At 62.6% G+C, this 18,406-nt stretch carries 17 protein-coding genes and 1 riboswitch; of the genes, 6 read left to right on the top strand and 11 right to left on the bottom strand.

Annotation, left to right across the window (positions count from 1 at the left end):
- Positions 1-58: 58 nt before the first annotated feature.
- Complete coding sequence (locus ACH6CX_RS04315; RefSeq protein WP_232941502.1) at positions 59-373, bottom strand: GIY-YIG nuclease family protein; 315 nt, start codon at positions 371-373, stop codon at positions 59-61.
- A gap of 611 nt (positions 374-984) precedes the next feature.
- On the opposite strand from ACH6CX_RS04315, the gene ACH6CX_RS04320 reads away from it, so the two are divergent.
- Positions 985-1,149, top strand: coding sequence for a hypothetical protein (locus ACH6CX_RS04320; protein ID WP_237063874.1), 165 nt, complete (start codon positions 985-987; stop codon positions 1,147-1,149).
- Between the two features lie 506 nt (positions 1,150-1,655).
- Here ACH6CX_RS04320 and ACH6CX_RS04325 read toward each other — a convergent pair.
- On the bottom strand, positions 1,656-2,111 hold the full coding sequence (locus ACH6CX_RS04325; RefSeq protein ID WP_232941504.1) for an Rrf2 family transcriptional regulator: 456 nt from the start codon (positions 2,109-2,111) through the stop codon (positions 1,656-1,658).
- Positions 2,108-2,533: a YbaN family protein gene (locus tag ACH6CX_RS04330; RefSeq protein WP_396674937.1), complete on the bottom strand. Its 426-nt coding sequence runs from the start codon at positions 2,531-2,533 to the stop codon at positions 2,108-2,110. Before ACH6CX_RS04330 ends, ACH6CX_RS04325 begins: the two co-directional genes overlap by 4 nt.
- 144 nt (positions 2,534-2,677) lie before the next feature.
- Between ACH6CX_RS04330 and ytfE the strand changes: the two genes are divergently transcribed.
- On the top strand, positions 2,678-3,364 hold the full coding sequence (gene ytfE / locus ACH6CX_RS04335; protein ID WP_232941506.1) for an iron-sulfur cluster repair protein YtfE: 687 nt from the start codon (positions 2,678-2,680) through the stop codon (positions 3,362-3,364).
- A gap of 18 nt (positions 3,365-3,382) precedes the next feature.
- The gene (locus ACH6CX_RS04340) at positions 3,383-5,752 is read left to right on the top strand and encodes a nitric-oxide reductase large subunit (protein WP_232941507.1); all 2,370 of its coding nucleotides are present in this window, start codon (positions 3,383-3,385) and stop codon (positions 5,750-5,752) included.
- Positions 5,753-5,904: 152 nt separating this feature from the next.
- Here the strand turns inward: ACH6CX_RS04340 and ACH6CX_RS04345 are convergent, their stop codons facing one another.
- On the bottom strand, positions 5,905-6,999 hold the full coding sequence (locus ACH6CX_RS04345; RefSeq protein ID WP_396674940.1) for a PA0069 family radical SAM protein: 1,095 nt from the start codon (positions 6,997-6,999) through the stop codon (positions 5,905-5,907).
- Between the two features lie 122 nt (positions 7,000-7,121).
- On the opposite strand from ACH6CX_RS04345, the gene ACH6CX_RS04350 reads away from it, so the two are divergent.
- Entirely contained in the window at positions 7,122-8,666 is a 1,545-nt protein-coding gene (locus tag ACH6CX_RS04350) for an FMN-binding glutamate synthase family protein (protein ID WP_232941509.1), read from the top strand.
- Entirely contained in the window at positions 8,666-9,934 is a 1,269-nt protein-coding gene (locus ACH6CX_RS04355) for a cation:proton antiporter (protein ID WP_396674942.1), read from the top strand. Before ACH6CX_RS04350 ends, ACH6CX_RS04355 begins: the two co-directional genes overlap by 1 nt.
- Here ACH6CX_RS04355 and ACH6CX_RS04360 read toward each other — a convergent pair.
- Positions 9,918-10,472 carry a DUF1439 domain-containing protein gene (locus tag ACH6CX_RS04360; protein WP_396674944.1) on the bottom strand — a complete coding sequence of 185 codons (555 nt, stop codon included), beginning with the start codon at positions 10,470-10,472 and terminating at the stop codon, positions 9,918-9,920. The two genes, ACH6CX_RS04355 and ACH6CX_RS04360, sit on opposite strands and share 17 nt — an antisense overlap.
- Before the next feature lie 206 nt (positions 10,473-10,678).
- On the opposite strand from ACH6CX_RS04360, the gene ACH6CX_RS04365 reads away from it, so the two are divergent.
- Entirely contained in the window at positions 10,679-11,374 is a 696-nt protein-coding gene (locus tag ACH6CX_RS04365; RefSeq protein WP_232941512.1) for an alpha/beta fold hydrolase, read from the top strand.
- A gap of 42 nt (positions 11,375-11,416) precedes the next feature.
- Here the strand turns inward: ACH6CX_RS04365 and sodC are convergent, their stop codons facing one another.
- The 6 genes from sodC to ACH6CX_RS04395 form a co-directional block, all read right to left on the bottom strand.
- Positions 11,417-11,947 carry a superoxide dismutase [Cu-Zn] SodC gene (gene sodC / locus ACH6CX_RS04370; RefSeq protein WP_396674946.1) on the bottom strand — a complete coding sequence of 177 codons (531 nt, stop codon included), beginning with the start codon at positions 11,945-11,947 and terminating at the stop codon, positions 11,417-11,419.
- 298 nt (positions 11,948-12,245) lie between these two features.
- The gene (gene tdh / locus ACH6CX_RS04375; protein ID WP_232941514.1) at positions 12,246-13,271 is read right to left on the bottom strand and encodes an L-threonine 3-dehydrogenase; all 1,026 of its coding nucleotides are present in this window, start codon (positions 13,269-13,271) and stop codon (positions 12,246-12,248) included.
- A gap of 108 nt (positions 13,272-13,379) precedes the next feature.
- Positions 13,380-14,579 carry a glycine C-acetyltransferase gene (gene kbl, locus ACH6CX_RS04380; RefSeq protein ID WP_232941515.1) on the bottom strand — a complete coding sequence of 400 codons (1,200 nt, stop codon included), beginning with the start codon at positions 14,577-14,579 and terminating at the stop codon, positions 13,380-13,382.
- A 51-nt stretch (positions 14,580-14,630) separates the two neighbouring features.
- Positions 14,631-14,846, bottom strand: coding sequence for a hypothetical protein (locus ACH6CX_RS04385; protein WP_232941516.1), 216 nt, complete (start codon positions 14,844-14,846; stop codon positions 14,631-14,633).
- A 55-nt stretch (positions 14,847-14,901) separates the two neighbouring features.
- Positions 14,902-15,043: riboswitch (SAM-I-IV-variant riboswitch) on the bottom strand.
- A gap of 66 nt (positions 15,044-15,109) precedes the next feature.
- The gene (locus tag ACH6CX_RS04390; RefSeq protein ID WP_237063859.1) at positions 15,110-16,543 is read right to left on the bottom strand and encodes an aldehyde dehydrogenase family protein; all 1,434 of its coding nucleotides are present in this window, start codon (positions 16,541-16,543) and stop codon (positions 15,110-15,112) included.
- A 61-nt stretch (positions 16,544-16,604) separates the two neighbouring features.
- Positions 16,605-18,209, bottom strand: coding sequence for a 5-guanidino-2-oxopentanoate decarboxylase (locus tag ACH6CX_RS04395; RefSeq protein WP_232941518.1), 1,605 nt, complete (start codon positions 18,207-18,209; stop codon positions 16,605-16,607).
- Positions 18,210-18,406 lie beyond the last annotated feature (197 nt).

The following is an 18,406-nucleotide window of genomic DNA, read 5'->3' on the forward strand; positions in this document are numbered from 1 at the left end:
CGCTATCCCGAAAGTCCATCCCCGAAAAAGTTATCCTCCGGTAGTCAAACCCGGGTGCTCAACCACCAGTACCGTCCTCCTCTGTCATCTCCGCGCCGGATTCAATCTCCGGCAGGGAACGGTCGCCGCGGATCAACTCCTCCTTCCAGCGTCGCGGCCACTTCTTGATCCGCGCCTCCAGCCGCAGCGCCGCTGACTTGTCCGCGGCGCCACACTGGAAGGCCAGTGACAGCGGCCCGCGCCCCCGCAGGGCCTTGGCCGCCCTGGCTCCACCGGCGTCGTGCTCGGCAAAGCGTCGCTCCACATCGGTGGTGATCCCTGTGTACAGGGTGCCGGCGGCAGTGCGGATCAGGTAGAGGGACCAGTCACTCAAAATACATTTCCACGGGTTAGCTTGCGGCTATTTTCCATCATCGGCCAGCGGAATGGGAGAGGTGCACCGGCCCGGCGGCAGCACCTTATAACCGCCCGCTACTGGCTAAGAAGCTTTTGCTTGCGACAAACACCATACCCATGGAGTTTCAGGCAATGATCGACCACTTATCTGATATCGACTGCGGGCCGGAATCGGCAGAATAGCCTGTATGGACTGACCCGCTGACAGCGGCGGGGTTAGGGAACCTCTGGATACTTCCATGGCCTCTCTGGCATTCAGGCGGGGTCGCAATCAAGGCGCAGTCGCGATGGCGGGCTGGTTGCCCGTCAAGCGGCTGCAACGCAGAGTGCGGGCTCGCCTGAACGCCCCGTAGGGCAGGCCCTGAAGCGAGCATCTGCGGCGTTGCAGCCCTGGCAAATGACTAGGGCCATTCACTGCGAGTTGCGTCTTGCATCTGCACGCTTCAGGACCTGCAGAGAGGCCATGGAAGTATCCAGAGGTTCCCCGATCTCCCCGGCGGCCGCAAGGTTCAGGCAAGGATGGCTGGCTGTCGCGGCCGGGTCAAGAGGGCCGGTGTAACAACCAGGAGAGCTTTCGGGAGTGTTGCCATGAGTAGATTGAAAAAGACCGCCGGTGAATGGATGCGGTTACCGGCAGCCGGGCTGCGGGCCTTCGTGGTGGATGCCAGCCTACACCGGATCTCAGCCACTTACTCGGGCAGCAAGCGTTGCCCGACGGATGACCAGCCCCGGGGTGTAGTGCCGGGGCGCTGATTCAGGTTTCCGAGTGGCCGGACAGTAATACAGCTGGCCGACCCGACGGTGAGGACACGACTATGTGCAAGCGAGTTTTCTTTACGACGTGCAAGCGAGCTTTGTTTACGACCTTCATCGCCTTCCTTACGGCGCTGGCCTTCACCGGGCCGGCAGTATCTGAGCCGGAAGGCTTTCGTATCGAGATGAGCCAGTGGCGGTAAGCCACGGCAGTTTACAACCAGTTTTCGCGCAGTGGTTATTTAGATTTTTACCCTGGATTTCCCTGTAACCCCTTGGGCCCCGGTTAATTCCCTGCAGGTTCCCACCCCATGCCTGCAGTGATCGGGGCCGCTTTTTTCCCTTTCCCTTCTCTTTACTCTGCTACCCGGCGCCGCACCCTGTCTTCTCTCCATTTACGCTCGCGAATTCAACGTAGCACGTATGCCCGCTGAGCGGCCTGTGGCGTGAACTTGCAGGAAGAGTTTCCGTAGCTCCCGCGGCGTTTTTCCGTCATGCTGGTGGCGCTACCGATTCCTCGCGGCGTCCTTGATATCCAACAGCTCCGCGAGCACCGGCCCCTGCCCGCCACCCACCAGGTCCTCCAGGGTGTATTCCTCGAGCGTAGCGAAAAAGCTCTCGAGTGCCCGGCCGAGAATTACCTTGAGCTGGCAAGCTGGTGTGATTACGCACTGGTTGTTGCTGCCGAAACATTCCACCATCCGGCTTTCGTCCTCGGTTTCGCGCACCAGCTTGCCGATATTGATCTCCACCGGCTCCTGCTTGAGACGCAGGCCACCATTCTTGCCCCGTACCGCCTGTATGTATCCCCTGGCGTTCAACTCCTGAACAATTTTCATCAGGTGATTCTTGGAGATCCCGTAGCTGTCGGCGATTTCCGAGATGGTACACAGGCCCTCCCTGTGCACTGCCAGGTAAATCAGGATACGCAGCGAATAGTCGGTGTAGCGGGTGATATTCATGCTTCACTCTCCCGGGTTCCGGTGCCCGGCCGGGCGGTGGGAATGCGCCAGATCATTACCAGTGCCGCGCAGAAACCGGCGGTGAGCGCTGCCAGCAGGGGCAGGCTGGCGCCCAGGACCCACAGCAGCAGCCAGTTTGCCGTGATCATGGTTGTGGCCAGCCACTTGGTGGAACGCGCCAGGGTCCGCTCGCTCTGCCAGCGACGGATGGGTGGCCCGAAGCGGTGGTGATTCACGAGCCAGTGGGCCAGGCCGGAATCCGCCTTGACGCTGAGCCACACGCAGCACAGCAGAAACGGTGTCGTTGGCAACAGCGGCAGGAAGGCCCCGGCTACTGCAAGTGCCAGGCAGAGCCAGGCACAGAGCAGGTAGAACCTCTTGCGCACCCCCCGTTCCCGGTAACTCATCAACATGGACGTCATGCGATCACTCAATTCATAAGATGCATACAGTTTACATCTTAATGAGTGGTGGCTACAATCCGCCTTAAAGATGTATTTAAAATGCTTCTTTGCGGGGTAACCCCGCACCTACCAGAAAGAGTTAATGGGTAATGGGAGACTCTGATGAACTTTCTTGACGTGCCCCTCGAGCAGCTGGCCCGGGACATCCCCGGTGCCAGTGCCGTGTTTAACCGACGGGGGCTGAGTTTCTGCTGCGGAGGGGACAGGCCGCTGGGCCAGGCAATCAGGGCGGAGGGGCTGGATGGGGACGCGATCCTCGCCGAGCTGTCCCGCCTTGCGAGCCGGCAGGAAGAATCCCGGGACTGGGGACAGGCCAGCGATGCAGAACTGATCAGCCACCTGCTCGAGCGCTTTCACCAGGTGCATCGCGAGCAGCTGGCCGAGCTGCAGCGGCTCGCCGACCGGGTGGAGGCAGTCCATGGCGACAAGCCGCAGTGCCCGCGAGGGCTGGCTGCGCACCTGCAGCAGATGTCCCGCGAGCTTGAACAGCACATGGCCAAGGAGGAGCAGATCCTGTTTCCCATGCTGGCCCGGGGGCAGGGCGGTATGGCCGCCGGCCCAATCCAGGTGATGTTGCACGAGCACGACGAGCATGCCGCCTCAATCGGGGAGATCGATCGCCTGACTGATGGCATCACCACGCCGGCGGGCGCATGCAATACCTGGCGCGCCCTCTACCGGGGGTTGGAGGCCTTCAAGGCCGACCTGCAGGAGCATATCCGGCTCGAAAACGACATTCTTTTTGCACGCAATTTACAGAGTACACAGAGCACAAGCCCGCGCGCATAAGGGGCTTAGGGGGAAATCATGAAGCAGTATTACAAGCTGTGGTGGACGCTGATTGCGATCCTCGCAGTGACCTTCGGGATCCTGGGCTATTTCGGTAAGGAGGTCTACCGCGCTGCGCCGCCAATCCCGGACCAGGTGGTGTCCGAAGAGGGCACGGTATTGATGACGCGGGAGAGTATCCTTGACGGCCAGACTGCGTGGCAGTCGGTGGGGGGGATGCAGCTGGGCTCGGTGTGGGGCCACGGTGCCTACCAGGCGCCGGACTGGACTGCCGACTGGCTGCACCGGGAGCTGGTGAACTGGCTCGACCTGGCGGCGCAGGACAATTACGGCAAGCCTTACGATGAGCTGGACGGCGCGCAGCAGAATGCCCTGCAGTACGAACTGAAGCGGGCCTACCGCAGCAACAGCTTCGACCCGCAGACCGGTAAGCTGGTGCTCTCCGAAAGGCGGGTTGAGGCCATCCGCGCCACTGCGGGGTACTATCACCGCCTGTTCGGCGATGCGCCGGAGCTGCAGCAGACGCGCAGCAGTTACGCCATGAAGGAAGCCACGCTGCCGAGTGCGGAGCGTCGCGAGCGACTGACAGAGTTCTTCTTCTGGACAGCGTGGGCCGCGGCGACCGAGCGGACCCCGGGTGAGGCAACCTATACCAACAACTGGCCCCACGAGCCGCTGATCGACAATGTGCCGACCGCGGAAAATGTCGTCTGGTCCATTGTCAGCGTGGTGCTGCTGATCGCCGGCATCGGCGGCCTGGTGTGGGCCTGGTCTTTTGCCCGCAGCAAGGACGAGGAGAACCCCGTAGCGCCCGCCACCGATCCCCTCACCAGCTTCGCCCTCACGCCTTCGCAACGGGCACTGGGCAAATACCTGTTTATCGTGGTGGCCCTGTTCACTTTCCAGGTTTTCCTGGGCGGCTTTACTGCCCACTACACGGTAGAGGGGCAGGGCTTTTACGGGATAGATACATCGAAGTGGTTCCCCTATAGCCTGGTGCGCACCTGGCACATCCAGTCGGCGCTGTTCTGGATCGCCACGGGCTTTCTCGCCGCGGGCCTGTTCCTGGCGCCAATCATCAATGGCGGGCGCGACCCGAAATACCAGAAGCTTGGTGTGGATATCCTGTTCTGGGCCCTGGTGGCGGTGGTCGCGGGCTCGTTTATCGGCAACTACCTGGCCATCGCCCAGGTGATGCCGCCTGAGTGGAGTTTCTGGCTGGGACACCAGGGCTACGAGTACGTGGACCTTGGCCGCCTGTGGCAGATCGGCAAGTTCACCGGTGTGGCCTTCTGGCTGGTGCTAATGCTCCGCGCCATCGTGCCGGCGCTGCGCCAGCCGGGTGACAAGCACCTGCTTGCCCTGCTGACGGCGTCGGTAATCGCCATCGGCCTCTTCTACGGTGCCGGCTTCTTCTACGGCGAGAAGACCCATATCTCCATCATGGAGTACTGGCGCTGGTGGATCGTGCACCTGTGGGTAGAGGGTTTCTTCGAGGTCTTTGCCACTGCGGCGCTGGCGTTCATCTTCTGCAGCATGGGACTGGTGTCCAAGCGCATGGCCACTGTTGCTGCATTGGGCTCCGCCTCGCTGTTCATGCTGGGTGGCATACCGGGCACCTTCCACCACCTGTACTTTTCCGGCACCACCACCCCGGTGATGGCGGTAGGGGCGACTTTCAGTGCGCTCGAGGTGGTACCGCTGATCGTGCTGGGTTACGAAGCCTGGGAGCATTACAGCCTCAAGAGCCGCGCGCCCTGGATGCAGCAGCTGAAGTGGCCGCTGATGTTCTTCGTCGCCGTGGCCTTCTGGAACATGCTGGGTGCCGGCGTGCTGGGCTTCTCCATCAACCCGCCGATCGCGCTCTACTATGTGCAGGGCCTGAATACCACCGCCACCCATGCCCACGCGGCACTGTTCGGGGTCTATGGTTTCCTCGCGCTCGGCTTCACCCTGCTGGTGCTGCGCTATATCCGTCCATCCCTGCTATTTGACGAGAAGCTGATGAAAACCGCCTTCTGGTGGCTGAACGGGGGCCTGGTGCTGATGCTGTTCACCAGCCTGCTGCCGGTCGGCATCATCCAGTTTGTTGCCAGCGCCTCCGAGGGACTCTGGTATGCGCGTAGCGAGGGCTTTATGCAGGGCGGCCTGCTGCAGACGCTGCGCTGGGTGCGCACTATCGGCGACGTGGTATTTATCGTCGGCGCGTTGGCGGTGGCCTGGCAGGTGGTCAAGGGACTGCTGGTGACTGACACCACGGTGCCCGGCGAGAAGGTAGTTTCCGCTCGCGCCGGATTTCCGGAATATGCGGGGGAGACCTCACCGGGATTCAGTGCCGGTGCCGAGATGACAGCCGGTCAACTGGCTGACAGCGGCGAGACGCGCTAGCGCGGTCCCCCTTTAACCTTAACGGGGGAGTTTGACTCCCCGGCCCGATAGGAAAAAGGCGATGCATTGCATCGCCTTTTTCATTCATGGCGGTCGCGGTGCCCGTCGGGTTGCCTCCCCCCTGTACCCATTCTCTGAGATCCTCTGCCCGCCTAGAGACTGAACAGGTCCCCCTGGTCCCCGGGTGCGGCCGGCGGCTGAAAGCGGTTGCAGTCCAGTGTCAGTCTGCGCCGGTTTAGCCCCAGCCTCTTGATTGCCACGCGAAAGCGCTGTTGCAACAGCTGTGCGAAGACTCCGGTACCGGTCTGGCGCTGGGAAAAGTCACTCTGGTAATCCCGGCCGCCGCGGCTCTGCTGCACGATGCTCATCACGTGTGCAGCACGCTGCGGGTAATGTACCTGCAGCCACTGGCGAAACAGTGGCGCCACTTCGTGGGGCAGCCGCAGCAGGATATAAGCAGCCTGTGAGGCTCCCGCATCGACCGCTGCCTGCAGGATTGCCTCCAGTTCGCTGTCGTTCAGTGCCGGAATCATCGGCGCGGCCATGACCGCGGTGGGGATCCCGGCGGCCGACAGTGCCTCCAGTGTGCGCAGGCGTGCTGTCGGGCCGGCGGTGCGCGGCTCCAGCTTTCGCTTCAGTTCCCTGTCCAGGGTAGTTACGCTGATGGCCACATGGCACAGGTTGTCCTGCGCCATTTCCGCCAGCAGCGGCAGGTCGCGCAGGACCAGCTGGCCCTTGGTGACGATGGTGACCGGCTGCTGGAAGCGCTGCATCACTTCAAGCAGCTGCCGGGTGATGCGCTTCTGTTTTTCCAGCGGCTGGTAGGGATCGGTGTTGGAGCCCAGCGCGATGGGTGAGCACCGGTAACTGGGTTTGCGCAGGGCCTGTTCCAGTAACCCGGCAGCATTGGCCTTGAAGAACAGCCGGCTCTCGAAATCCAGCCCTGGTGACAGGTCCACGTAGGCATGGGCCGGACGCGCATAGCAGTAGACACAGCCATGCTCACAGCCCCGGTAGGGGTTGATCGACTGGCTGAAGGGCAGGTCCGGTGAGTTATTGGTGGCAATGATCGACCTGGCCTTTTCCTCGATGGCCTCTGTCAGCAGTCGCTCCAGCGGTTCCGGTTCTATCTCCCAGCCGTCGCTCTCGCGGGTGCTGGCCTGCGGCACAAAGCGGCCAGCCAGGTTGCTGGCTACGCCGCGGCCGGTGCGGACCTGCAAGGGGTTGGAAGGATCTTCGTTTGCCATCTGGGATTCAGGGTTTTGTTTACTGTATAAATGTACAGTTTATGGCGGGCGGGCAGGTACATGCAAGTGTGACCCGCAAGGCATACAATGAAGCGCAAGACAGTCACAACCGGAAGTGGGCCATGGATCTAGACGTAGTCGATGCTATCCGCGCCTTTGTGGTGCAGGTTTTACAGGTTTTTGCGCTGTTGTTCGCGTTCGCACTGGTGGTCCTGCTGCTCTATGTCATCTACGTCTACCTGTCCGATGTCAGCCAGACCAAGCATGCCATCCGGCGCAATTACCCGGTAATCGGGCACCTGCGGTACAAGTTTGAGCACCTGGGCGAATTCTTTCGCCAGTATTTCTTTGCCCTGGACCGGGAGGAGCTGCCCTTCAATCGCGCCCAGCGCAGCTGGGTCTACCGCGCGGCCAAGAACGTGGACTCCACCCTGGCGTTTGGTTCGACCCGGCCGCTGAACCAGCCCGGTGATGTCCTGTTCCTGAACCATCCCTTTCCCACTCTGGAAAAAGACGCCGTGCCCCCGACGCCGGTGACAGTGGGGGAGGGCTACGCCGCCCAGCCTTACACCACCAGTTCCTTCTTCAATATCTCCGGCATGAGCTTTGGTGCCCTGTCGGTACCTGCGGTGAGGGCGCTGTCCCACGGTGCGGCCAGGGCGGGAATCTGGCTCAACACCGGCGAGGGTGGCCTGGCGCCGGAACACCTGGAAGGCGGTTGTGACGTGGTCTTCCAGATCGGCACGGCAAAATACGGCGTGCGCGATGCCGAGGGCTGCCTGTCAGACGAGAAACTGGCAGCTGTGGCTGCCCACGAGCAGGTGCGCATGTTCGAGCTGAAGCTGTCCCAGGGTGCCAAGCCTGGCAAGGGCGGTATCCTCCCGGGGATCAAGGTCACCGCGGAGATCGCGCACATCCGTGGTATTCCCGAGGGGCAGGACTCCATCAGTCCCAATGCGCACCCGGAGTTCGGGGACGTGGACGGCCTGCTGGATATGCTGGTGCATATTCGCGAGGTGAGCGGCAAGCCCACCGGGTTCAAGTGCGTGATCGGTACCAGTGACTGGCTGCACCAGATGTGCGAGGCGATCCAGCGGCGCGGCCCGGAAAGCGCGCCGGATTTTATTACCGTCGACAGCGCCGATGGCGGCAGCGGCGCGGCGCCGCAGAGCCTGATGGATTATATGGGGCTGCCGCTGAACCGCAGCCTGCCACTGGTGGTGGACCTGCTGGACCAGTACGGGTTGCGCGATCGCATCAAGGTGATCTGTGCCGGCAAGTTACTGACTCCGTCCATGGTGGCCTGGGCCCTGGCGATGGGGGCGGATTTCGTCAACTGCGGGCGCGGCTTTATGTTCTCACTGGGCTGTATCCAGGCGATGCAGTGCAACAAGAACACCTGCCCGACAGGGGTAACCACCCACAACCCGGACCTGCAGCAGGGACTGGATCCGGTGGACAAGGCGGAGCGGGTCTATAACTACGCGCGCAATATGGCCTATGAAGTGGGCTATATCGCCCACTCCTGCGGTGTGGCGGAGCCGCGCCAGTTGCGCCGCCACCATGTGGAGGTGATCAACGAACGTGGCGTGGCGGTACCCCTCAGCGAGCTGGTGCCGGCGGTCAAGCCCAAGTCGGTAATTGCCAGCGACCGGGGGGTGGAATAGTGGACGGCGTAACCACCCTGGTGGGGCAGGGACTGTATATGGCGGTGGCCGCGGTGGTGGGCCTGGGGCTGGCGCGGGTGCTGCGCACGGATAACACACTCGGTTGCCTGGTGGCCGGGGTGTTGGCCGGGATGCTGTTGCCGGTGATTGATTTCGATACCGGTATCCGCGCGGACAACCTGCACCAGCTGGTGTTCTTCGTCATACTGCCGGTGCTGATTTTCGAGGCGGCCTGGCGTATCGAGCCATCGCTGCTGAAACGCTGGATTGGCCCAATCCTGCTGCTCGCCACCCTGGGCGCAGTGATCACAGCCGTGCTGGTCGGCCTGCTCCTCTACTACGGGATCGACCACCCCGGTTTTCCCTGGATCGCGGCTTTCCTGACCGGCGCCATCCTGGCCGCGACCGACCCGGTCGCTGTAATCAACCGCCTGCGCCAGTCCGGTGCGGACGAGGAATTGTTGACGCTGGTGGAAGGCGAGAGCCTGTTCAACGACGCCGCCGCCATCGTGCTGTTCTCGCTGGTCCTCGGGGTGGCCTCCCACAGTGTCATGGAGGGCGCGACGGCAACCGGCGAGCCACTTGCCGGTGCGGGTACGGTCGCGTTGTATTTTGCGGTGATTTTTTTTGGTGGCCTGGCGCTGGGATTGCTGTGCGGGCTGGTAACCGCGATTGTGGTGCTGTTCCTGCGCTCTGCCGGCGCGGCACTTGTCACCCTGGTACTTTCCGCCTTCGGTACCTTTTACCTGGCGGAGCATGTGGTCCACGTGTCAGGGATCCTGGCGGTGATGGTCTGCGCCATCGTTGCGCGCACATGCCTGCGTGAACAGGAAGAGACCTACCTGTCCGATGCGGGTCCCACCTGGGAGTGGCTGGCGCTGCTGTTCAGCGCACTCATCTTCGTGATTATGGGGCTGGTAATCACCCCGGGCATGTTTGCCAGCCACTGGCTGTCGATGCTGATCGCAATCGCCGCGGCGGTGGGTGCGCGGGCTCTGGCGATCTTCCTGGTGGCACCTTTGAGCGGCTTTGTGGGGCCCCCGATTCCCAAGCCCTGGCGAGTGCTGCTGAGCTGGGGTGGGCTACGCGGCGTCATTGCCCTGGCGCTGGTGTTGTCCCTGCCCACCAACCTGCCCTACTGGTACACGGTGCAGTCGATGGTTTTCGGGGTGGTGCTGTTTTCACTGCTGCTACAGGGCACCACCAGCAGTTTCCTGATCCGCAAGATGTCGGCGGCAGAGGTGGTGCCACCTAGAGCCCGAGGGTAACCACCAGCTCATTGCCCTCGATATTGACGTCCTTCAGGGCCATGCGCGCCAGCCGCTGGCGAGCACTGTTGTCTTTCAGGCGGTAGATGGGATGGTTGCGGTAGTACTCGGTCAGTGCCACCTGTACGGCGTTGCGGGCCCGTGCCAGTTGCTTGTCGTCCATGCCCTCGATTTCCAGGTTTTCCACGACTATCTGCTGAAGGTAGAACTCCCCGTTTTCCGCTACGAATGACGGCACCCCGGACACATCCGCGGCCCCGCGATAGCCTTTACTTCCCTCCCGGGACTTGATGTCGAGCGTGATATCGAGCCCTGCGTTGACCCTGCCGGTTTCGGCATTCAGGGCGATTCGAGGGTTATCCAGCGTCAGGTCAAAAATCACCAGGTAAGTGCGGGTAAGCGGCAGGTTGCTTTCCAGTGTCTCCAGAATCTGCGCCTCGCTGATCCGCAATTCCACTTCCTTGCCGGAAAAATAGATGTATCCCGCCGCGATGAGTAGCAGCAGGGCGATTCCCAGGGAAACAAGAACGCGAGTCATGCGGGAATTCCTGAAATTGCAGAGGTGTATCGCGACAAAGTACGACCTTGGTCGGGTTCCGTTGCAGCTGCCGACGCCCAGAATTGTAGCAGCGAGGGCCCGGTTCCTCTTGTACACCAGTGGGGAACATTGTCGGGTACTGCTTCAAACCACGGCTGTACCGATAGAGGTCTTATCGGGCTGCCCCAGCGAGAGAGAAAACGATAATGACCAAGGTAAAATTATTGCTGGCCTGCATTCCACTGCTGCTCTTTACGGGCAGGGTTGCAGCAGCCTGCGTGGACAATGTGGTGCTTGTGCACGGCAATACGGGTTCGCCACAGGACTGGGATAATACCTACCAGGAATTGCGACAGCAGGGATACGCCGCCACGCAGATTTTCCGCCCGGACTGGGGTTCCAAGTCCTGTGCGGCCTGTAACAATCACAGTGGTTCCGAGGAGACCCCGGTGCGCAATGCCATCGAGTCCGCGCTGGACAGCTCCTGCACCGGCAGGGTCGACATCATTGGCCATTCCATGGGAGTGACCCTGGCAGCACAGCAGGTAATCGAGCTGGGCGTCCAGGCCGGTGTCGATGCTTTCGTGGGGGTGGCGGGCGCCTACCGGGGCCTGTGGAGTTGCGGTACCTATCCCTTCAATGTGTACAACAGCACCTGCGGCACTTATGGACTGTCGGTATCCAGTCCTTTCCTGGACTGGCTTTATGGCAGGGCCATCGCCAGCCGTGTGTATTCCATCAAGAGCTGGTCCGACCAGATTGTCTGTGCAACCGGTGTATGTACCGTGGGCGGCGTCCACTCCAGCCGGATTGCCGGGGAGCGGGCAAGTTACACCTATCCCTACGGGCATTTCGGCCTGCAGGAGTACACCTATGAACGCCAGGTGGCCCTGATTCGCTAGGGGCCTGTGCGCCGGGCCCCGTGAAGCGGCCCGGCGCTCCGGTTACTGGAAAACACCACAGGCGACGCGGGCACCGCCGCCGCCCAGGGCTTTGGGCTCGTCGGAGTAATTGTCACCGCCGGCGTGGATCATCAGTGCGCGGCCCTTGAGGTCTGAAAGCTTCAGGCGTGGCGCCAGTACCGGGCTGGTGGCCTTGCCGTCGGCGCCCACAAACAGTGCCGGCAGGTCACCCAGGTGGCCGGTGCCCCAGGGGAAGCTGTGGCGGTTGGTTTGCTTCGGGTCGAAGTGGCCGCCTGCGGACAGGGCGGGCACCATCTTGCCGTCTTTCTCGGCCGGTTCGCAGCTGGGGTTCTGGTGCACATGGAATCCGTGCAGCGTGCCCCGGGCCGGGAGGTTCTCGAGCATTGGCGTGAAGACCACGCCATATTTGGACTGGGTGGCGACCACCTTGCCCACCGGCTTGCCCACGCCATCCTTGGTTACGGCGTGCATTTCAATAACCACGTCGGCGTGCGCGAAAGCCGCAAGCGACAGCGCAGCGGCGCCCAACAGACAACGACAGCTCAGTTTCATGGTTCTCTCCTGTGTGTGCTCCCGTATTCCCGGGATTGCGGTTCCGGTAGTCCCGGCAATGCCGCAAAATGCATTGGCGTGAAATTCAGTGCCAGGGTCCTGTCACCAGAGTCTAGAACCGATTCGACAGAACTGCTCGGTCGGATCATGCCGGGGGCAATGTTGGCGGTGAAGGTTACACCGGGAAAGTGGTGGGCGGATAAGCGGGCGCGGTGCGAGGGGCAGTACGAGACAGTGGGAAGAGGGCGGCCACGGGAGAGAGCCGGGCCGCGGGGTAGCGGCCCGGCTGCGGCAAAGCTTACTGCCAGTCCAGGATAACCTTGCCGGACTCGCCAGAACCCATGGTATCGAAGCCCTGCTGGAACTCGTCCACGGGGAACTGGTGGGTGATGATCGGGCTCAGGTCCAGGCCGGACTGGATCAGGCTGGCCATCTTGTACCAGGTCTCGAACATCTCGCGTCCGTAGATACCCTTCAGGATCAATCCCTTGAAGATTACCTGGCTCCAGTCGATCGCCATTTCACCGGGGGGGATGCCGAGCATGGCGATCTTGCCGCCGTGGTTCATGGCCTCGAGCATATCGCGGAATGCAACTGCCACACCGGACATCTCCAGGCCCACGTCAAAGCCCTCGCTCATGCCCAGCTCGTTCATGACATCGGTGAGTTTTTCCCGGCTGACGTTGACGGTGCGGGTCGCACCCATCTTGCCGGCCAGCTCCAGGCGATAATCGTTGATGTCGGTGATAACCACATGGCGCGCACCCACGTGCCGGGCCACTGCCGCCGCCATAATACCAATGGGGCCGGCGCCGGTGATCAGCACGTCCTCGCCCACCAGGTCGAACGACAGGGCGGTGTGCACGGCGTTGCCAAACGGATCGAAGATGGAGGCCAGTTCGTCGGAAATGTTATCGGGGATCTTGAAGGCGTTCAGGGCCGGGATCACCAGGTATTCGGCGAATGCGCCCTGGCGGTCCACGCCCACGCCATAGGTATTGCGGCACAGGTGGCGACGGCCGGCGCGGCAGTTGCGGCAGTGACCGCAGGTGATATGCCCCTCGCCGGAGACCCGGTCGCCGATCTCGAAGCCGGCGACCTCCTGGCCCATGCCGACTACTTCACCCACGTACTCGTGTCCCACCACCATGGGCACGGGGATGGTCTTCTGGGACCATTCATCCCAGTTGTAAATATGCATGTCGGTGCCGCAGATCGCGGTCTTGCGGATCCGGATCAGCAGGTCATTGTGGCCCGGCTCCGGGACTTCCTCTTCGGTGAGCCAGATGCCCGGTTCAGATTTCAGTTTGGAAAGTGCTTTCATTGTTCAGTGCCAGAATATGCATGGACGGCGGCCATGGGCCGCTCCAGCATCGGGTGCAGCAGGTCAGTGCACCGCAGGAGCGGCCCATGGCCGCGATCGTAAACAGTTTTAAATGATATTGAGTTCGCGGCCCACTTCCACGAAGGCATCGATGCAGCGGTCGAGCTGCTCGCGCGTGTGGGCGGCGGACATCTGGGTGCGGATCCGGGCCTGGCCCTTGGGCACGACCGGGTAGAAGAAGCCGATCACATAGATACCGCGTTCCAGCATCTTGTCCGCCATCTGCTGGGCCAGGGCGGCATCGCCGATCATCACCGGGATGATCGGGTGGTCGGCGCCAGCCAGGGTAAAGCCGGCTGCGGTCATGCGCTCGCGGAAGTAGGCGGAGTTTTCACGCAGTTTTTCCCGCAGCTCGCCGCCCTCCATCAGCATGTCCAGTACTTTCAGGGACGCGGTCACGATGGACGGCGCTACCGAGTTGGAGAACAGGTAGGGGCGCGAGCGCTGGCGCAGGATGTCGATGACTTCCTTGCGCCCGGAGGTAAAGCCGCCGGAGGCGCCGCCGAGGGCCTTGCCCAGGGTGCCGGTGATGATATCCACCCGGTCGATCACGTCGCAGTACTCGTGGGTGCCGCGCCCGTGCTCGCCGAGGAAGCCCACCGCGTGGGAGTCATCCACCATTACCAGCGCGTTGTATTTGTCTGCCAGGTCGCACAAGGCCTTCAGGTCGGCGATTACGCCGTCCATGGAGAAGACACCGTCGGTGGCGATCAGCTTGGTGCGTGCGCCGGCCGCATCGGCCTCTTTCAGCTTTGATTCCAGGTCCGCCATGTCGTTGTTGGCATAGCGGTAGCGCATGGCCTTGCACAGGCGCACGCCGTCGATGATGGAGGCATGGTTCAGGGCGTCCGAGATGATTGCATCCTCGGGCCCCAGTAGTGTCTCGAACAGGCCGCCGTTGGCGTCGAAGCAGGAGGTATAGAGGATGGTGTCCTCGGTGCGCAGGAATTCGGACAGGCGCGATTCGAGCGCCTTGTGGATGTCCTGGGTGCCACAGATAAAGCGCACCGATGCCACGCCGAAGCCATACTGGTCCAGGCCCTCTTTGGCGGCCTCGATCAGGTCCGGGTGGTTGGCCAGGCCCAGGTAGTTGTTGGCGCAGAAGTTGAGTACCTCGGCCTCGTTGTTCACCTGGATCTGCGCCGCCTGCTGCGAGGTGATGATGCGCTCGCGCTTGTACAGGCCGTCCGCCTCGATCTGCTTGAGCTCGTCACGCAGGTGCTGGAAGAATTGCTCTGGCTTGGACATGGTGTTCTTGTTAGCTCCTCAAACTGGCGCTTTTGGCGCTTAGTCTAGCTGTTAACCGGCCAGTTCGCAGGCCTTGTGGGCCGTGACAGGGGCGCTGCTGGCGCGGCAATGGGTGGCGAATTGTAGTGCCTCTTCCGCGGTGTCGAACAGTAGTTGCCACAGCAGCTGGCGGTCGGCCCGTCGCAGGGCGCGTACAGCGGTGCGGTTGCGCTGGTTGGCAATCTCGATCTCGATGACTTCAGTGCTGTTGTGCGGTAACTCGGACATGGTCCCTCCATAAAAATACTGGAGGGCTGACGTGGAAGCGGCGAAATCGGGTTCGCGTCTCCGGTTGGATTGCTCTTCAGAGCCCCATCTCTCTCGCATGCTCACTGTCACGGGTGACAGTTTCAGTGCGGTGAGAAAACCACCTTGCCCCGGTCGGCAGGTTGGCGTTGGCGTCAGCCACTCTCTTGATGTCGGGAGCAAAGATAGCGGGGCGGGAATAACCAGTCAACAGCCCGGCCCCCGGGCAGGGGCCGGGCAGAGCTTTATGCGGGTAACTGCACGGATTTCAGTTCGATAAACTCATCCAGCCCGGCGTCGCCGAATTCGCGCCCGTTACCGGAACGCTTGTAGCCGCCGAAGGGCGCGTCGTAGTTGAACTCGCCCCCGTTGACGAAGCACAGGCCGGCCTCGATGCGGCGCACTACCGGCAGCGCGCTTTCCGCGTCCCTGGCCCAGACACCGCTGGACAGGCCGTACTCGGAATCGTTGGCAATGGCGATGGCTTCGTCTATATCCCGGTAGGGGATCAGGCAGGTTACCGGACCGAAGATTTCCTCCCGGGCGATGGCCATGTCATTGGTTACATCGGCGAATACCGTGGGCTTGACGTAAAAGCCCCGTTCGAATCCTTCCGGCTGCTCGGCACCGCCAGCCACCAGCCGCGCACCCTCGGCCACGCCTTTCTCGATATAGCCACGCACGATCTCCCGCTGGCGGGAGGAGGACAGCGGGCCCATAAAGTTCTCCGGACCGGTGCCCAGGGAGGTTTCCTCAGCTACCTGTTTCGCGATCTCCACCGCCTCCTCGTAGCGGTCGGCGGGCACCAGCATGCGGGTCAGGGCGGTGCAGGTCTGGCCGGTGTTGATAAACACATCCTCACAGCCCCAGCGCACCGCGGTTTCCAGGTCCGCATCCGGGGTGATGATCAGTGGGCTCTTGCCGCCCAGTTCCTGGGTCACGCGTTTGACGGTGGGGGCTGCTGCCTTCGCCACCTCGATGCCGGCACGGGTGGAACCGGTGAACGACACCATGTCGACATCCGGGTGGGCCGATAGCGCAGCGCCAACCACCGGGCCGGCACCCGGCAGCAGGTTGAAGACGCCGGCGGGCAGGCCCACGGAGTCGATGATTTCCGCCATCACGTAGTCCTGCAGCGGGGTCATCTCCGAGGGCTTGGTGATCATGGTGCATCCGGCGGCCAGGGCCGGGGCCACCTTGCCCACAAACTGGTGCAGTGGGTAGTTCCACGGGGTAATAAAACCGCATACGCCGATCGGCTCGCGCAGCACCAGGGAGTGGGCCGCCTTCTCGGTCTTTTCCATTAGCGCGGTGCGCTCGGCGTAATAGCGCATGGAGTAAATCGGGCCCTCGACGTGCAGCCATTCACTGATATGGGGCGGGCACCCGAGCGCCAGCGATACCGCCTGCACCAGGTCGTCCTTGCGTGCTTCCATGGCATCGGCGATCGCGTTGAGGTAATCGCGGCGCTCGGCGGCGCTGGTATTGCGCCAGGTCTTGAATGCCTCGCGCGCTGCGGCCACGGCGATATCGACGTCCTCGGTGGTACCCTGTACCACCTTGCAGATTTCCTCCTCGGTGGCCGGGTTGATCACCGGGTGCAGGTCGCCACCGCGGGAGGCCTGCCACTGGCCGTTGAGATACAGTTTGTCCATATGCATTTTGCTGAAATCGATCATGATTGAATGTCTCTGCAATCGCTTGTCCGCACTCACTGCGGTTTTGCTTGAATAGCCGCACTCAGGGCGCGGTGATTTCGATCAGTGTGGGTGTATTGCGCTTGAGTGCCTGCGTTATTGCCTCTCCCAGCTGCCGGGGCTGCTCGATCCGGCAACCTTCAGCACCGAAGGATTTTGCCAGGGCGACGAAGTCCGGGGTAACCAGGTTGACGCCTTCCTGCGGTACTTTTGCCGCGTCCATGAAGTCGCGGATCTCGCCATAGCCGGAATTGTTCCAGACCAGGATCGGCAGGGGCAACCGCTGCTCGACGGCTACCGCGAGTTCGCCCAGGGTAAACATCAGGCCGCCGTCGCCGATCAGTGCAACCACGTCCCGGTCGCCGCCCAGGCGGGCGCCGATGGCCGCGGGCAGGGCGAAACCCAGGGTGCCGTAACCGGTAGTGCAGGTGATATGGCTGCGGGCGCTGTAGAGCGGCAGGGCATGGTTGGTGTTGTAGGCCAGCTGGGTGGAGTCGGTCACCAGCACACCGTCTTCCGGCAGCGCTGCACGCAGGGCCTCTACCCAGGTAAAGCGCTCCTCGGAACCGGGCCACCACTCATCGCGACAGGCCGCCAGCAGTTGGGCGACTTCCTGTTCCGCAGCCGCGCGGCGGTCCTGCTGGCCCTCCGGCAGGTGGTCAGAAAGCAGGCCCAGGGTGGCATCGGCATCGGCGCAGATGGCCAGGTCCGGGGTGGCGTTGCATACCAGCTGGGCCGGGTCGATATCCACGCGAATCAGTTTGCCCCGGAAGTCATAGTCTTCCCGGACCAGGTTGCGGTCGGTCTCCGCCAGTTCGGTGCCCACGGCGAGGACGACATCGGCATTCTCCACCCGCTCGCGTACACAGTTGAAGCTCAGGTTGGCGCCGCCACAGAGAGGATGGCGTTCGTCGACGATGCCCTTGGCGGCGAGCGACAGGAAAACCGGCGCCGCCAGCTGTTCCGCCAGCCGCGTGGCGCTGTCGGTGCACGCCTGGGCGCCACCGCCCAGCAGGATTACCGGGCGCTCGGCCCCGGCCAGGAGATCTGCGGCACTCGCCAGGGCATCTGGACCCGGTGCCGGTGCAGTGGCCGACGGGCAGGCGCGGTAATCCTCCAGGCTGCCGGCCATGGGCGCCGGGAACAGGTCGATGGGAATTTCGATATGCACCGGTCCGGGCCGGCTGGAAGACATCACCTGGAACGCGCGGGCAATGACCTCGGGGAGTTGGCCGGCGTCGGTAAGCGAGTGCTGCCAGATGCAGTAGCCCCGGCTCACATCGCTCTGGCGCGGCAGCTCGTGCAGCCGCCCGCGGCCCATGCCCAGGTCCTCGCGGCGGTTGACCGCGGAAATCACCAGCATGGGGATGGAATCGGAATAGGCTTGCGCCATCGCCGTGGCGGCATTGGTGAGGCCGGGCCCGGTGATCAGGAAGCAGACGCCGGGCCTGCCGGTGGCACGGGCGTAGCCGTCCGCCATAAAGGCGGCGCCCTGCTCGTGGCGCGGGGTCACGTGTTGCAGGTCACTGCCCGGCAGCCCCCGGTACAATTCGATGGTGTGGACACCGGGGATACCGAAGACTTTTTCTACCTGGTATTGACGCAGCAGGCGCATGAGCACCTGGGCACAGGTTGGCGCGGAGGACATATCTGCTCGATTCCTTATTGGTGATTGGTATATGAAGTGGCAAGCAGACTAGCGGCCCCCACCGGGGGGCGCAAGCGCCCGCAGACTCTGCACAAAGCGGGAGAAAATCACCGGATAATTGGGCTTTGCGCCCCGGCGCGAGAAGGAAAATCGCGCAATCGGGAGCAGCCGGGAAAAGGTGGCGCAGACGTTATAGA

This window comes from Microbulbifer sp. JSM ZJ756 (assembly GCF_044383805.1).
Lineage (GTDB): Bacteria > Pseudomonadota > Gammaproteobacteria > Pseudomonadales > Cellvibrionaceae > Microbulbifer > Microbulbifer zhoushanensis.

Coding starts and splice junctions, on each gene's coding strand:
- ACH6CX_RS04320 (WP_237063874.1), top strand. CDS start 985: ATGAGTAGATTGAAAAAGACCGCCGGTGAATGGATGCGGTTACCGGCA.
- ACH6CX_RS04325 (WP_232941504.1), bottom strand. CDS start 2,111: ATGAATATCACCCGCTACACCGACTATTCGCTGCGTATCCTGATTTAC.
- ACH6CX_RS04330 (WP_396674937.1), bottom strand. CDS start 2,533: ATGACGTCCATGTTGATGAGTTACCGGGAACGGGGGGTGCGCAAGAGG.
- ytfE (WP_232941506.1), top strand. CDS start 2,678: ATGAACTTTCTTGACGTGCCCCTCGAGCAGCTGGCCCGGGACATCCCC.
- ACH6CX_RS04340 (WP_232941507.1), top strand. CDS start 3,383: ATGAAGCAGTATTACAAGCTGTGGTGGACGCTGATTGCGATCCTCGCA.
- ACH6CX_RS04345 (WP_396674940.1), bottom strand. CDS start 6,999: ATGGCAAACGAAGATCCTTCCAACCCCTTGCAGGTCCGCACCGGCCGC.
- ACH6CX_RS04350 (WP_232941509.1), top strand. CDS start 7,122: ATGGATCTAGACGTAGTCGATGCTATCCGCGCCTTTGTGGTGCAGGTT.
- ACH6CX_RS04360 (WP_396674944.1), bottom strand. CDS start 10,472: ATGACTCGCGTTCTTGTTTCCCTGGGAATCGCCCTGCTGCTACTCATC.
- ACH6CX_RS04365 (WP_232941512.1), top strand. CDS start 10,679: ATGACCAAGGTAAAATTATTGCTGGCCTGCATTCCACTGCTGCTCTTT.
- sodC (WP_396674946.1), bottom strand. CDS start 11,947: ATGAAACTGAGCTGTCGTTGTCTGTTGGGCGCCGCTGCGCTGTCGCTT.
- tdh (WP_232941514.1), bottom strand. CDS start 13,271: ATGAAAGCACTTTCCAAACTGAAATCTGAACCGGGCATCTGGCTCACC.
- kbl (WP_232941515.1), bottom strand. CDS start 14,579: ATGTCCAAGCCAGAGCAATTCTTCCAGCACCTGCGTGACGAGCTCAAG.
- ACH6CX_RS04385 (WP_232941516.1), bottom strand. CDS start 14,846: ATGTCCGAGTTACCGCACAACAGCACTGAAGTCATCGAGATCGAGATT.
- ACH6CX_RS04390 (WP_237063859.1), bottom strand. CDS start 16,543: ATGATCGATTTCAGCAAAATGCATATGGACAAACTGTATCTCAACGGC.
- ACH6CX_RS04395 (WP_232941518.1), bottom strand. CDS start 18,209: ATGTCCTCCGCGCCAACCTGTGCCCAGGTGCTCATGCGCCTGCTGCGT.